Source organism: Actinoplanes sp. NBRC 101535, assembly GCF_030269225.1.
In the GTDB taxonomy this organism is placed as follows: Bacteria; Actinomycetota; Actinomycetes; order Mycobacteriales; family Micromonosporaceae; genus Actinoplanes; species Actinoplanes rectilineatus.
On sequence record NZ_BSSY01000024.1, the window covers coordinates 85,555 to 99,189 of the forward strand.

The following is a 13,635-nucleotide window of genomic DNA, read 5'->3' on the forward strand; positions in this document are numbered from 1 at the left end:
CGGCAAACCAGTGGACCTGATCAAGGTCGGCGACGATCACGTACGGGCCTCGGGTCGGTGTCCTCGGCGTAGCTGATCTCGATGTCCGGCAGCTCGTTCTGCAAGGCGAAGGTGAGGATCAGACCTTCCCGCCGCCAGGTCTGCTCCTCATGCGCGCTGGTGAACTCGAAGTCTGTCAGCGCGATGCTGTCGAAGCGCTCGTTCCATGCCTGCAACCGCTGGATGAGCTGCGTGCTGACGCCGAGATCCTGAAGAACGACGGGACCCGCATGGGCAGGATCTGAGTCCCAGACCGGGTCGTCGGTCATGTACTCGGCCATCACACGGAGAGCGTGAGGGCGGTACGACTCCTCCATCCGGTGATCATGGCACGGCCGGGGGCCGGATTCGGTGCCGACAGCTGGACAGAGGGGCGGCAACTTCGAGGAGTAGGCAGCGGCCGCGCTGCCGGTCGGCGATTGATCACGATCCCGGCGCGGGGTGACGAAGGTCAGAAGACGGCGAGGGGGTTGACCGGCAGGCCGGTGGTGCCGGCGATCCGGGGCGCCGCCACCACGAACTGGAACGTCCAGCGTCCCAGCTCCGCGCACGTCACCGCCAGCTCCGACAGGTCCGGGCCGTCGATCAGCGGGATCGCCAGTCTGCCCAGGCCGAGCCGGTGCAGCGCCCCCGGCACCTCCCCGGGCAGCGGCGGCATCGCGTCGCCGACGTCGCCGGCGAACACCGCCACGCCCTTCTCGTGCAGCCAGCGGACCGCGCCGGCCGTCATCCCGGGATAGGGCGGTGCGTCGGTCGCCCGGTCCCAGCCGCCCCGCACCGTCAGGGCGTCACCCGGCAGCACGTCGACGCCCGCGCGGGCCGCCGCCTCGTCCAGATCGTTGGCGGTCACCGGGTGCGCCGGGGCGAGGCGTCCACCGGGGGCCAGGTCGAGCAGCACGCCACGGGTGAGGATCCCGCCGCCGTAGACGTCGGCGGCGCCGTGGCGTACCCCGGTGGGACCTGAGCTGTCGGCGACGTCGACGCCGGGATAGACTCGGCCGTTCTCGGCCCAGTGCCCCAGACCGTCCAGATGGGTCACCTCGGGGTGATGGGTGGTCACCGTCATGACCTCGGCCATCGCGGGCGCGCCGAATCCGGTGAACAGCATCATCGTCTGCACGGCGGTGGTCGGTGCGGTGGCCGGTGCCGTCGGTCCGCCGGTCAGCGGGAACGGCGTCGTGACCCGGGCCAGGGACACGGTCCGTCCGGTGCGTGCCTCGGCCGCCCCTCGTGCCCGTGCCTCGTCGGTGATGAGGTTGACCGCGCCGAGCTGGTCGGTGTCACCCCACCGGCCCCAGTTGTCGGGAAAATCTGTCATGCCGAGAATCGTGGCCGCTGCGGGCCCGGCCCGACAGCCCACCCGGTGCCCATCCGGTGCCCGATACAGTGCGGGCGTGACATCGCTCCGGGATTCTCTGCGTGAGCTGCGACGGCGGTCCTTCACCGGGCGCGGCGACGAGGTCGCGGTGTTCCGGGCGGCGCTCGGCACCACCGGGGTGCTGTTCGTGCACGGTCCCGGCGGCGTCGGCAAGAGCACCCTGCTGGACGCGTTCGCGCAGGTCGCCCCGGATGCCGTACGCGTCGACGCCCGGCATTTCGCCCACGTTCCGGAGACGCTGCCGGTGCCGTCCGCCGGTCCGTGCCCGGTGCTGCTCCTCGACACGTACGAGCTGCTGGAACCGGTCGACGACTGGATCCGGGACCACTATCTGCCGTCCATGCCGGACCACTGCCTGGTGGTGATCGCCGGACGGCAGCCGCCGGGACCGCGATGGCGGGCGGATCCGGCCTGGCGGGTGCTGACCCGGGTGGTGGCGCTCGGCAACCTGCCGGATGCGGACGGCCGCGCCTACCTGGACACGCAGGACGTGCCGGAGGCGCTGCACGAGCGGCTGCTGACGATCAGTCGCGGTCATCCGCTCACCCTGTCGATGATCGTCGACGCGGTCCGCCGTGGCACCGTCCCGGACACGCTCGACGACCTGCCCGACGTGGTGGGCGCGCTGCTCGGTCAGGTGATCGACGAGGCGCCGACGCCCCGGCACCGGACCGCCCTGGAGCTGTGCGCGCAGATGCCGGTCACCACCGAGGACGTGCTGCGGCCGGTGATCGGCGACGACACCGCCGCGGTGTTCGCCTGGTTGCGGGCCCGGCCGTTCGTCGACGAGAGCCCCTACGGCCTGCACCCGCACGACGTGGTCCGGGACGCGCTCAACGCCGACCTGCGCTGGCGCGATCCGGACCGGTTCGCCGAGCTCTACCGCCGGAAACTCGTCGCGGTCCGGGACCGGATCCTGGCCACCGCCGACGAGCGCGAGCGGGTGCAGCTGGTCGTGCTGGCGGTCGTCCTCAACGGCCGGCGCTCCCCGCACGACGCGCTGCGGTCGCTGCCGCCGGCGATGGGCGCATACCCGGACGGGCTCCGCGACGGCGACCAGGATCCGATCGTCGCGATGACCCGCCGATGGCAGGGCGAGCAGCAGGCCGGGCTCTGCGCGTACTGGATGAGAAAATGCCCGACGGCCTTCCGGGTCTTCCGCGACCGGCGCGGCGACGTCCGCGGCTTCGCCGCACGTCTGGATCTGACCGAAAGAGATCTAGGTGCGGATCCCGGCGCCGACACCCTTTGGGGGTACGCGTCACAGCACAGTCCCGCCCGCCCCGGCGAACGGGTGCGCGCGTGGCGGTTCTTCCTCGACGCCGAGCACGGGCAGGGACCGTCGCCGTCGCTGACCCTGTTCGTCGCCTGCCAGATGCTCGACATCATGCTGCTCGACGACGACACGGCGTGGACGCTGGTCGGCGCGTTCGAGGACGCGCAACGATGGACGCCGGTGATGACGCTGCTCGACTTCCGGGAGGCCGGGGCGTACACGATCGGCGACACGACCTATCCGGTGTACGCCCACGATTGGCGCCGCGCCGGCTTCACCGCGTGGGTGGACAGGTTGCACGCCCAGCAGTTCGGCGCACCGGCCCGGCTCGCCGACGCGGATGACCACGACCCGGTGCTGTCCGAGAACGACTACACCGAGGCGGTCCGGTCCGCGCTGCGTGACCTGCACGCGCCGGAGCTGCTGCGGTCCAGCCCGCTGACGGGCACCCGCCTGGTCCGTCGGCAGTCGACGAACGGTCGTCCGCCCACGGAGGCCTTGCGCGAGCTGCTGGGCGAGGCCGCGTCGTCGCTGACACCGGACCTGCACCGGCTGGTCGAGCGGACGTTCCTGCAGCCGGTGTCCACCCAGGAGCGGGTCGCCGTGGAGTTGCACCTGTCGTTCAACACGTATCGGCGGCACCGGGACAAGGCGGTCACGAGGATGGCCGCTTGGCTGTGGGACCGGGAGACTGCGGCTTCCGCGTACACCTGAGATGTGTCTTTAATCTTGACCCTATGCTGTTGCGCGTGACGGGTGGCAGTGATGGTGCGCGTGTCCTGGAGGCTCTGCTCGCGGCTCTGGGCCGGTGGCCGGACGTCGGGAGCCAGCCCCGCATGAACCTCGAGCAGTGGAACGCTCTCACCGTGAGTGAGGTGAAGGCCTACCAGGACAAAAGCATCGCCGCCGTCCGTGCTGTCGACGACCTGTGGCCGCTGACCGACCAGATCCGCGAGGTCGGCCGGTTGCGGCACGAGCCGGCCGTGCCGACCTTGATCCGGCTGTGGCAGGAGTGTCCCGTCAATCCGGTCATGGTGGCCGCCGGTCATGCGCTGTTCGCGATCGGGAGTGCCGAGGCCCGTGATGCCCTGCGGAGCGGGATCCATGACCACGACCACCTCGGCCGTTTCCTGGCCCTGAAGGTCATGTTCACCGACGACGGCACGCCCTGGGACAACGTCGGGCACCTGTTCTCCGACGCGTCCCTGGCGACCGCGGCGGGGGTGGCGGCCGCTTACGATGCTCTCGGCCACCTGCCGCCGGTATCGCAGGACCGCCGCTGGCTCGACCTGTGTGTGGGGCTGCGCGACCACGAAATCCTGGGCGGCCCGGCCCGCGAGGTGCTCCAGCAGGCCGATCCTGCCGTCATCGCTCCGGCGCTGGACGCCGCCCGGGCCGCCCGGCCGGCACCGGCGCGACCCCCGCACCTGCGGCCGGGGGACCTCGTCACCCGCTACCGGGACGGGGACCATCGCGGGGTGTGGCGCGACCTCGGGGCCGTCGCCCACCTCGACGACCGGTGGCGTGCGGAGGCCGAACAGGTGGCCGCGCTGACCATGGAACGGGTCCGGCAGAACGCGGTCAACCTGACCGCCGCTCTCCAGGCCCGCGGCTGGCCGGTCACCGTCGCGAAGGCGCTGCCCGGCCCTGCCGCGGATGTCGAGGACCGGCTGCTCGAGCTGGAACAGATCACCGGGTCGGCGGTGCCGCCGGCGCTGGCCGCCTACTGGCGCATCGTCGGAACGATCGACCTCGTCCCGCGCGACACGTGGGACGGCCCGTTCCCGGCCGGTGTCCCCGAAGAGCTGACGATCGCCGACCCGCTGGAGATCGTCGACCGCGGTTTGGCTTTCGCGGTCGAGAGGTGGCAGGACAAGACGAAGAACCTGCACCCCGAACTCACCGGGCCGATGGAGATCGCCATCGCCGCCGACCACCTGCACAAGGCCAACATCAGTGGCGGCGCGCCGTACTCGGTCCGGCTGCCCGACACCGGCGCCGATCCTCTGGTACGCGACGAGGAACACGGCCTGGCCTTCACCGACTACCTGCGGCACGCCTTCGCCGGAAAGGGTTTCCTGCGGCTCGACCGGCAGGACGAGTGGCGCGCCTCCTACGGCTTCACCTCCGACGATCTGGCGGAACTGACCGGCTGGCTGGACGGCGTCGACTACGAACACCTGGACTTCTGAACCACGCCGGATAGGGTGACGGCATGGGTTGCTTCGCCGCCATGCACATCCGCGCCGCCGCTTGACGGCGGTCCCGCGGCCTCACCGCGCGCCTTTGGCGCACCGCCGGATCAGCGTCCCCGATCGTCTGGTGATCCGGAAAGCAGACCCATGTCCCTGCTCTTACTCATGGTCGGGCTTCCCGGCGCCGGGAAGTCCACCCGCGCCGAGGAGCTCGCCGCGGCACACCGCGCGTTGCGGCTGACCCCCGACGAGTGGATGCTCACCCTGTTCGGTGAGTTGGAGGTCGACCGCAAACGCGACCTTCTCGAAGGGCGGCTCATCGCGCTGGCATTACGAGCGCTGCGCCTGGGAACCCCCGTCGTTCTCGACTTCGGACTCTGGAGCCGCGACGAACGGTCGGCCCTGCGCTGGTTGGCAGCCGCCGCCGGGGCCACCTGCCAGGTGGTCTACCTCCCCGTCGATCCCGGTGTGCAACGCGCCCGCATCGCCCACCGTCAGGCGACCGCGCCGCACACGACCGTCCCGATGAGCGAGGCGGACCTGGAAACGTGGCGTCGCTTGTTCCAGGCCCCCGACCTCGCCGAACTCGGTGGCGCCGACATTCCCGGCCCGCCACCGGGATGGCCGGGCTGGCGCGAATGGGCCGCCGACCGTTGGGGTCTACGCCTCGAGTGATCCGTGAGGGCTGATGCCGTGGAAGGCCAGAGCCACCAGACGGTCCGCCTCCCCGGCAGGGTCGCGGTGCTGCTCGGTGGCAAGGACGATGCCGGTGACCGGGGCCAGCAGGTCCGCTGACGTCACCTCCACGGCTACGGCACCGGCGGCGATCGCCCGTTGCACCAGCGGCTCACCGGCGTCGGTGACGTGCACGCAGGTGTATCCCTGGGCGGCCGTCTCGCCCTCTTCGCGCATCCACGCCGCCGCCAGCCCCTGGGTGGGAGGTGGCGTACTCCACGAGGGCCGCGAGCCGGCCGAGCAGGGCGGCCCGCGCGTCCCGGGTGTCGGCGAGGTCGCGGGCCCGGGCTTCGAGGGCGTCGACGCGCTTGCGGAAGGCGGCGTCGAGCAGGTCCCGCTTGATCGGGAAGTGCCGGCGGACGGTGGCCGATCCGACGCCGTCGCCGCGGGCGATCTGTTCCATCGACGCGTCCGCGCCGTGCGTGGCGATCTCCTGCGCGGCAACGGCGAGGATCCGCGTGTAGTTGCGCTGGGCGTCGGAGCGCTGTGTGGGCATGACCACCGCCAGGAGCCCAAGTGGCAGGCCCCGCCACTTCGTGGTGGCAACCACGCTCACAAGGAGAAACACGTTGTCGACTCTCGGCATCATCGGAACGGGAAACATCGGCACCGCGGTCGCCCGGCCGGCCGTGGCCGCCGGCGTCACCGTGGTCGTCGCCAACTCCCGCGGCCCGCAGAGCCTTACCGGCCTCGTCGCCGAACTCGGCCCCCGCGCCGCCGCCGGAACCGTCGAGCAGGCCGCGACGGCCGGTGCGGCCACCCTGCTCAGCATCCCGATCGGCGTCTACTCCGCTCTGCCGCCCGTGCTTTCTGACGCGGTCACTTCGGACCGCACAGCGGCCTGCTCGGCCCGGTGAAGCGGGAACGTTCCTGGCCGGTGAGCTCACGGTGGGCCATCGTGCAGGCCACCGCCCGCCACGACGACGGGCGGGCGTCGGCGATCGCGGCGAGTTCCTCCGTCGGCGCGATCGCGTAGCTTCCCCAGGCGAGCAGGCCGTCCCGGCTGAACGTGAGGCTCTGCACCGCGTCGAGCGTCCCGGTCAGCACGTCGCCGAGGCGCTGCCGGCCCGGCACGTCCCACAGGACGATCCGCCGGCCCACGGCCACCGCCAGCATCGTGCCGTCCGGGGAGAACGCCACCGCGCCCAGGTCGGTCTCCTCCTGGACCAGCGGTTCGCCCCGTGGCAGGCCGGTGCCGGCGTCCCACAGCATCAGGCGGCCGTCCCCGCCGGTGGAGACCAGCGTTTCTGCGTCCGGGCTGAAACCCATGCCGTGTACGCCTCCGTGATGCCCCGCCCCCGTCACGACACCGCCGTCGGCGTCGTGCAGGACGATCCGTCCGTCCGCCCCAGCGGCGGCGATCAGTCGTCCGCCCGGCTGGAACGCCACCGTGCGTGTCTCGCCGGCCCCGGTGTCCGACGGCGCCCCGGTCCGCTGCCACGTCCGGGCGTCCCAGCTCAGGATCGTGCCGTCGGCGCCCACCGCGACGAGCAGCTTCCCGTCGGGAGTGAAGGCCACCCCGGTGACGTCGCCGTCGTGCCCGGCCGGGTCGGCCGGCAGCCGACGCCAGGTCCGGGTGTCCCAGAGCCGGACCTGGCCGTCGGTGGTCCCCGCCGCGAGCACCGTTGCGGCCGGGTTGAAAGCCACGCTGGTGTAGGTCCCGTCGAGCGGCTCGGTGACGGCCTTGCGGGTGGCCGCGTCGAACACCGTGATCTGGTCGAGGGTGACCACCGCCAGGTGCCGTCCATCCGGGGTGAAAACGACCGTCGACACCATGTCGCTCGCCCCGCCGAGCAGGCCCTGGCCGAGGCGCATGGTCCGGTTCAGGTCCCAGCGGATCGCGGCGCCTTCGGTGGTGGTGGCGATGAACGCGGCGTCCACCGGCCCGGCCGCCAGTCCGGCGACCACGCCCTGGCTCGGCAGCGGTTCGCCGATCTGCTGCTGCTCGGCGACGTCCCACCGGGTCAGCAGGCCCTCGCGGTCGGCGGCGAGCAGCTCGGTGCCGGCGGTGTCGAAGGCCATCGCGGTCATCGGCGCCCGCTCCCCGGCGATGTAGCCGAACTCCCCGTCTCGCTGGTGGTCGCCCGTCCGCCACAGGGTGATGACGCCTCCTCCTCCGCCACCGGAGGCGAGCAGCGTGCCGTCCGGGCTGTACGCCAGCGCGCTCACCCGCTGGCTGTAGTCACCGACGGCGATGGTGATGTCCGGCCCTCGAGGACGGTGGGTGCGCAGGTCGACGAAGCGAATACCGAACTCCAGCCCGTAGGCGAGGGTGCGCCCGTCGGGGCTGACCGCGATCGAGGCCACCGGTTCGGGTGCGGCGACGGGGGTGAACGCCGTGCCGTCCCAGACCGTCACGGCACCGTCGCCGAGCAGGGCCATCCGGTTGCCGTCGCGGCTGAATGCGGCGGCCTCTACCGGTTTCCCGGCGGTGGCGGGTTTCCCGAGGACCGTCCGGTCCCGGGTCCGCCACCGGGTGACCGCCCCCTGCGCGTCGACCGTGGTGACGACGGTGGCGTCCGCGTTCAGTCCGATACCGATCACGGTGGCGCCGGTCCCGGTCAGGGTGGCCGTGGGTTGCAGGGTCGTCGCGTCCGACAGCACCACGTCCCGGTTGCGCGCGGTCGCGACCAGGTTCGCGCGCGCCGACACCGCGACGGCGCCGGCCGGGCCGCCGCTGCCGTCGAGGAACCGGGTCAGCTGCGGCAGGTACTCGACGCTGCCGAGTAGGGCACTGCGGGCCTCGGCGGTGTCGCGGACGTCCAGCGCGGCCAGGCTGAGCAGCAGCGACCGGTCCAGCCGGGTGGGCCGGCCGGTCACCGCCTGGGCGGCGAGCATGCGGGAGGTGGCGGTGTCGCGTTCCGTCCGGGCCCGGTCGCGCTGGTCGACGGCGGCCCAGGCGGTCAGCGACACCGCCACGGCGAACACGGCGAGACCGGCGACGAGCGAGCCGAACCATCGCCGGGTACGCCGGAACTGCCGGACGTCCTCGCCGATCAACTCGTCCTTGGGGCGTTGGTGGACGCTCGCGGAGAGTTCGGCAACGAGGTCCCGGAACCGCGGGTTGCGCAGCGAGATGTCGGTCTCCGTCGCCACCCAGCGGGCGTCGACGTGCCGGGGTTCGTCGGTGAGCCGGCCGCGCAGCACCGGCGGCAGGGCGGTCGTCCGTCCCCAGTCGACGTCGTTCGCGGCGTGGTCCCACACCAGGTCGCCGTCGGTGAGCACGATCAGCAGCCGGTCGGACCGCCCGGCCGCGCACCAGGTGTCCAGTTCGCGGCCCACCCACGCGGATGCCGCCGCCCGGGGAGAGGCCAGCAGGACCAGCCAGCGCGACGACTGCAGCGCCTGCTCGATCCCGGCCCACAGGTGTGGGCTCGCGGACAGGCTGGAGTCGTCGCGGAACACGCGCAGCGCCCGCAGCCGGTACCACGGTTTGGCGAAGCCGTGCAGGCCGCCGCGCAGGGCGGTGGCCAGCCTGCTGTCCGCCGCGTGGCTGTAGGAGAGGAAGCAGTCGTAGTCCGGCACGCTCCGATGGGACAGCCCGCGAGTCCCCGGCGCCAGACCGTGTCCGAGATCCGACCCTCAGGGCCTGCGGTAGATGCTCGTCGCGTCGTCCGGGCGTACCACCGAGGAACCGACGGCCGTGACCGCCAGAAGCACGCCGAGCACCGCGGTGGCCCGGCGGCGACGACGGCGCATCCCGCGCCCGCCGGTCGCACAGGTGCCGGCATTAGGGTGCGCTGATGACGAAACGCGGGAGCCTGGTCGCCGCCGGCGTCCTGGTGACGGCTCTCCTCGCCGCCGGTGCCTGGTTCACGCCCCTGCCGTACGTCGTGTGGCAGCCCGGACCGGCCATCGACGTGCTCGGCGACGACGTCATCACGGTGACCGGGGCGGCGACCTACCCGTCCACCGGCAGGCTGCTGCTCACCACCGTCGCGGTGGACGGCGACACCGACCTGGCCGGGGCGCTGCGAGCCTGGTTCGACGAGGACGAGGCCCTGGTTCCCCGGGCCGCCTCCTACCCCGGCGACCAGGCACGGCGGGCCAACCAGGCGCTGTTCCAGCAGTCCTCGGCGGCGGCGGTCGCCGGTGCCCTCACCCGGCTCGGCAAGTCCGGCGGGGCGCAGGTGCGGATCAACCTGGACGGTATCGGCGGCTCCAGCGCCGGCCTGATGATCCTGCTCGGCATCGTCGACACCCTCACCCCCGCCGACCTGACCGGCGGCACGACGATCGCGGGCACCGGCGAACTCGACCCGGGCGGCGCGGTCGGCCCGATCGGCGGCATAGCCCAGAAACTGCACGGCGCCGGGCGGGCCGGTGCTCGCTGGTTCCTGGTCCCGGCCGGCAACTGCGACGAGGCCGCGGGCATCACGGTGCCCGGCCTGACGACGGTCCGGGTCGCCACCGTCGACGACGCGCTGGACGCGCTGGACGTCATCGCCGCGGGCGGCACCCCACCGCCGTGCTGAAGCCGCTTACCAGGGCCGAGATGCCGAGGGCGCAGCAGCCGAGGATCGCCGCGGGACGGAACAGCGCGTACATGTAGATGTCCCAGGGGATGAACGGGTACCGGTCGCCGACCGTGAAAACCTGCGCCCCGATACCGGCGGAGGCGACGAACGCCGCGGGCGCCGACAGGGCCAGCCCGAGGAGGAAGAGCGGCTCGGCCCCGCGGATGCGGGAGCCCAGCAGGAAACCGGCGAGCGCCCCGAGCAGCCACGCCGTCCCGGTCGCCCGGAGGACGGCCCGGGGAGTCTGCCGGTAGACCGACACCTCGACCTCGTCCGGATACGGCTGCGTCACCCACAGGGTCCGGCCCGGCATGGTCGCCGTCACGTCCTCGCCGGGATCGTGCCTGTCGACCGTCCACCCCGCCGCCCGCAGGCCCGGGCCGACATGCGCGATGACGTCGCGCGGCGACGCCACCTGGGCCGTGACGATCAGCTGGCCGGGGAAGTAGTCGTCGCCGCCGAAGAGCAGGAATCCGAACCGTCGGCTCTGCACCTCGGCGTCCTCGTATCCGGCGATCCCCGGAATCAGGTCGATCCGCACCGTGCGGGCCTCCGGGAAGAGATCCGCGGCGAGTTGCCGGCCCCACGCCTCGCCGGGGATCTCCGCCGCGGTCGCCTGCCAGGAGACGGCGGCCGCCGTCGAACCGCACGCGGCACCGAGAACGACCGCCAGCAGGACATTGCGGAGAAGACCGCCCCAACGGTTCGGCGTTCCCGGCCGGCGACTGATCTTGAGCACAGTGCAGCGTCGCACAACAGGCGACCAGGTTCCGTTCGCGTCTCCGCCTTCGGCGAGGCGGAGGCGAGGCGAGGTGAGGCGATCAACTCTGCCGGGGGCGGGGCTCCCAGGGCGGTGAATGGCGGGCGAGGTACTCGTGAGCGCGGGGGAGCGGATCACGCCAGTACTGATGCGGCATGCGATGGACGTGGTCGGCGCAGAAGGTGGGGAGATCGGAGGTGATCGTGATCCGCTCGAGCGGGCGGCCCTCGAAGTCCTGATTGGCCGTGAACAGCTGCGACTCGCGGTGCCATCCGGAGTGGTCGAACGCCCAGTCGTCCCACGTCGCGTAGACATGGCCGACGTGGTGCTCGCCGACCGCGCGAATGCCTGTGATGCCGATCGATCTCTCCGGGTATGCTGCGCGGCAGACCCAGGCCAGGATGTGGCAGGCTCCAGCCGCGAAGAACGCCTGGTCAGATCGCTCCCAGGCCACTCTCTGATCGGCGCGTTCGAGCGGTGTCCGACGAAATGCTCCTGCTGCCGTCGCCTCCACACCACGATGCTAGACACGTTTCGAAATCGCCATGCGGACGGGCTTCGCATGCTGACCGTGGAACGTGTGTAGCGCCTGCTCGGAGGGCGATTGCCAGCAGCGCTTGTATCGATACAATATCGGGGTGCCGGATGACGGCGCTGCGATGGCCGGACACCATTGACATGACCTTTCTCGCGTACGCGAAAAGCCGGTTCCGTTGATCGCCGGTGAACGGCGACGACTGCTGAGGAGGACGACAGCCGGTGACGATCGTGGTGCCGCGACCGCTCTACCGTGACCCGATCCTCGACGGCGCCGCCGACCCGGTGCTGGTGTGGCACCGGGGTGAGGGCGCCTGGTGGATGATCTACACGAACCGGCGGGCGAACGTGCCGGGCCTGCCCCGCTTCAGCTGGGTGCACGGCACCGACCTCGGGGTGGCGTCGTCCGTCGACGGAGGCGTGACCTGGCTCTACCGGGGTGTCCTGCAGGGGTTGGACGTCGAGTGGGGGCGGCACACGTACTGGGCGCCGGAGATCGTCGACGACGGCGGGACCTATCACATGTACCTGTCGGTGGTCCGCGGCGTGCCCGACCGGTGGCCCGGTCACGAGCGGACCATCCGGCACTACACCAGCCCGGATCTGCTGCACTGGACATACCGGTCCACCCTCGATCTGTCCTCACGCTACGTCATCGACGCGTGTGTGGTCGCGCTGCCGGGCGGCGGCTACCGGATGTGGTACAAGGACGAGGCCGACGACTGCCACACCTGGGCCGCGGACAGCGACGACCTGCACGACTGGCGGGTGCGGGGGATGGCGGTGGCCGGCCGCCCGCACGAGGGTCCGAATGTGTTCAGTCTCGGCGGATGCCATTGGATGCTGGTCGACGAGTGGCGGGGTCAGCGGGTGCTGCGCTCCGACGATCACGAGCACTGGCAGCCGCAGGGTCTCCTTCTCGGCGAACCCGGAAGTGCAGAGGATGACGGTACGGCCGGACTGCACGCCGACGTGGTCGTCCGCGGGGAGGACGCGCTCGTCTTCTACTTCACGCACCCGGGTCATCGGCCGGGCGGGCCGCAGGACACCCACGAATCGCGGCGCTCGTCGATCCAGGTGGCCCGGCTGACCGTGGCCGGCGGGACGCTGGTCTGTGACCGCGACGAGGTGTTGTACGGTCCGCTCCTGCCTCCCGTGGTCGGCGCGTGACCGTCATGGCGACGATTGCGGACGTGGCCCGGGCGGCCGGGGTGTCGCCGATGACGGTGTCGAATGTGATCAACGGCCATCCGCACGTGCGCGAGTCGACCCGGGTCAAGGTTCTCAGCGCGATGACCGCGCTGGATTACCGGGTCAACGTCGCCGCCCGCAACCTGCGCCGCGGCCGCACGGGGGTGATCGGCCTGGCCGTGCCGGAGATCCACCGGCCCTACTACGGACAGTTCGCGGCCGCGATCATCGCCGCCGCGCAGCGCCGTGACCTGCGGGTGAGTATCGAGCAGACCGGCGCGTCGCGGGAGAACGAGCTGGCGGTGCTGGCGGTGTCGCGCAACCGCCTCTACGACGGGCTGATCCTGAGCACGGTCGGCATGGGTGCCGCCGACGTCGAGCATCTCAGGGTGCCGTACCCGGTGGTCATCCTCGGCGAGCGGATCTTCCAGGCGCCGGTGGACCATGTGGCGATGCCCAACGTCGACGGCGCCCGGGCGGCGGTGCGGCATCTGGTCGACCGGGGGTGCCGGCGGATCGCGATGCTGACCGGCGCCGAGACCCGCGACGTCAACGTGTCCCGGCTGCGCCTGACCGGCTACCGGCTGGCGCTGGAGAGTGCCGGCCTGGCGTACGACCCGGCCCTGGTGCAGCGGATGGACGCCATGTCGATGGCCGCCGCCGCCGAGCGGGTGCACACGATGGTCGCCGCCGGCCTGGACTTCGACGGCCTGTTCTGCCTGACCGACACGGCCGCGATCGGCGCGCTGCGGGCCTTCGCCGACCTGGGGGTACGCGTCCCGGCGCAGGTGAAGGTGATCGGGTTCGACAGCATCGAGGAGGGCCGGTTCACCGTCCCGTCGCTGTCCACCATCGACCCGGATCACACCGCGATGGCCGACCGGGCCGTCGACCTGCTGGTCCGCCGGATCGAGGGCGATCGTGGCCACGAGGAGTTCGTCAGCGGCTTCTCCCTGGTGGCGCGCGAGTCCACCGGGGACTGATGACGGCACCGTTTCCGCGGCGTT

14 protein-coding genes are annotated in these 13,635 nt (G+C 71.9%); 7 read left to right on the plus strand and 7 right to left on the minus strand.

The genetic code is table 11. The annotated features are described in order from the left end of the window. Positions 1–20 precede the first annotated feature (20 nt). Both QSK32_RS40635 and QSK32_RS40640 read right to left on the minus strand, forming a co-directional pair. The gene (locus tag QSK32_RS40635; protein ID WP_285474976.1) at positions 21–320 is read right to left on the minus strand and encodes an immunity protein CdiI family protein; all 300 of its coding nucleotides are present in this window, start codon (positions 318–320) and stop codon (positions 21–23) included. A 170-nt stretch (positions 321–490) separates the two neighbouring features. Next, the gene (locus QSK32_RS40640) at positions 491–1,357 is read right to left on the minus strand and encodes a cyclase family protein (protein WP_285474942.1); all 867 of its coding nucleotides are present in this window, start codon (positions 1,355–1,357) and stop codon (positions 491–493) included. A gap of 76 nt (positions 1,358–1,433) precedes the next feature. Between QSK32_RS40640 and QSK32_RS40645 the strand changes: the two genes are divergently transcribed. The 3 genes from QSK32_RS40645 (at position 1,434) to QSK32_RS40655 (ending at position 5,563) form a co-directional block, all read left to right on the plus strand. After that, entirely contained in the window at positions 1,434–3,407 is a 1,974-nt protein-coding gene (locus QSK32_RS40645; RefSeq protein WP_285474943.1) for an ATP-binding protein, read from the plus strand. Positions 3,408–3,442: 35 nt separating this feature from the next. Continuing rightward, complete coding sequence (locus QSK32_RS40650) at positions 3,443–4,885, plus strand: hypothetical protein (protein ID WP_285474944.1); 1,443 nt, start codon at positions 3,443–3,445, stop codon at positions 4,883–4,885. Positions 4,886–5,035: 150 nt separating this feature from the next. After that, positions 5,036–5,563, plus strand: coding sequence for a P-loop nucleotide/nucleoside kinase family protein (locus QSK32_RS40655; RefSeq protein ID WP_285474945.1), 528 nt, complete (start codon positions 5,036–5,038; stop codon positions 5,561–5,563). On the opposite strand, the gene QSK32_RS40660 is transcribed toward QSK32_RS40655, so the two are convergent. Further along, complete coding sequence (locus tag QSK32_RS40660; RefSeq protein WP_353051014.1) at positions 5,549–5,800, minus strand: SbtR family transcriptional regulator; 252 nt, start codon at positions 5,798–5,800, stop codon at positions 5,549–5,551. The two genes, QSK32_RS40655 and QSK32_RS40660, sit on opposite strands and share 15 nt — an antisense overlap. Beyond that, positions 5,736–6,119: a TetR/AcrR family transcriptional regulator gene (locus tag QSK32_RS40665; protein ID WP_285474947.1), complete on the minus strand. Its 384-nt coding sequence runs from the start codon at positions 6,117–6,119 to the stop codon at positions 5,736–5,738. Before QSK32_RS40665 ends, QSK32_RS40660 begins: the two co-directional genes overlap by 65 nt. 73 nt (positions 6,120–6,192) lie before the next feature. Here QSK32_RS40665 and QSK32_RS40670 point away from each other — a divergent pair, with 73 nt between their 5' ends. Further along, positions 6,193–6,480 carry an NAD(P)-binding domain-containing protein gene (locus QSK32_RS40670; protein WP_285474948.1) on the plus strand — a complete coding sequence of 96 codons (288 nt, stop codon included), beginning with the start codon at positions 6,193–6,195 and terminating at the stop codon, positions 6,478–6,480. Here the strand turns inward: QSK32_RS40670 and QSK32_RS40675 are convergent. Next, complete coding sequence (locus tag QSK32_RS40675) at positions 6,443–9,148, minus strand: toll/interleukin-1 receptor domain-containing protein (RefSeq protein WP_285474949.1); 2,706 nt, start codon at positions 9,146–9,148, stop codon at positions 6,443–6,445. The genes QSK32_RS40670 and QSK32_RS40675 overlap by 38 nt on opposite strands. Positions 9,149–9,366: 218 nt before the next feature. Here QSK32_RS40675 and QSK32_RS40680 point away from each other — a divergent pair, with 218 nt between their 5' ends. Next, positions 9,367–10,098, plus strand: coding sequence for a S16 family serine protease (locus QSK32_RS40680; RefSeq protein WP_285474950.1), 732 nt, complete (start codon positions 9,367–9,369; stop codon positions 10,096–10,098). On the opposite strand, the gene QSK32_RS40685 is transcribed toward QSK32_RS40680, so the two are convergent. Both QSK32_RS40685 and QSK32_RS40690 read right to left on the minus strand, forming a co-directional pair. Further along, on the minus strand, positions 10,064–10,879 hold the full coding sequence (locus QSK32_RS40685; protein WP_285474951.1) for a hypothetical protein: 816 nt from the start codon (positions 10,877–10,879) through the stop codon (positions 10,064–10,066). The genes QSK32_RS40680 and QSK32_RS40685 overlap by 35 nt on opposite strands. 82 nt (positions 10,880–10,961) lie before the next feature. Beyond that, complete coding sequence (locus QSK32_RS40690; RefSeq protein ID WP_045744862.1) at positions 10,962–11,414, minus strand: hypothetical protein; 453 nt, start codon at positions 11,412–11,414, stop codon at positions 10,962–10,964. Between the two features lie 245 nt (positions 11,415–11,659). On the opposite strand from QSK32_RS40690, the gene QSK32_RS40695 reads away from it, so the two are divergent. Further along, the gene (locus QSK32_RS40695) at positions 11,660–12,607 is read left to right on the plus strand and encodes a glycoside hydrolase family protein (RefSeq protein WP_285474952.1); all 948 of its coding nucleotides are present in this window, start codon (positions 11,660–11,662) and stop codon (positions 12,605–12,607) included. A gap of 5 nt (positions 12,608–12,612) precedes the next feature. Then, positions 12,613–13,611, plus strand: coding sequence for a LacI family DNA-binding transcriptional regulator (locus QSK32_RS40700; RefSeq protein ID WP_045744914.1), 999 nt, complete (start codon positions 12,613–12,615; stop codon positions 13,609–13,611). Positions 13,612–13,635 lie beyond the last annotated feature (24 nt).

Excerpts from the sequence above, each read along its gene's own strand:
- QSK32_RS40635 (WP_285474976.1), bottom strand. The coding sequence starts at position 320 with ATGGCCGAGTACATGACCGACGACCCGGTCTGGGACTCAGATCCTGCC.
- QSK32_RS40640 (WP_285474942.1), bottom strand. The coding sequence starts at position 1,357 with ATGACAGATTTTCCCGACAACTGGGGCCGGTGGGGTGACACCGACCAG.
- QSK32_RS40655 (WP_285474945.1), top strand. The coding sequence starts at position 5,036 with ATGTCCCTGCTCTTACTCATGGTCGGGCTTCCCGGCGCCGGGAAGTCC.
- QSK32_RS40660 (WP_353051014.1), bottom strand. The coding sequence starts at position 5,800 with ATGCGCGAAGAGGGCGAGACGGCCGCCCAGGGATACACCTGCGTGCAC.
- QSK32_RS40665 (WP_285474947.1), bottom strand. The coding sequence starts at position 6,119 with ATGCCCACACAGCGCTCCGACGCCCAGCGCAACTACACGCGGATCCTC.
- QSK32_RS40680 (WP_285474950.1), top strand. The coding sequence starts at position 9,367 with ATGACGAAACGCGGGAGCCTGGTCGCCGCCGGCGTCCTGGTGACGGCT.
- QSK32_RS40700 (WP_045744914.1), top strand. The coding sequence starts at position 12,613 with ATGGCGACGATTGCGGACGTGGCCCGGGCGGCCGGGGTGTCGCCGATG.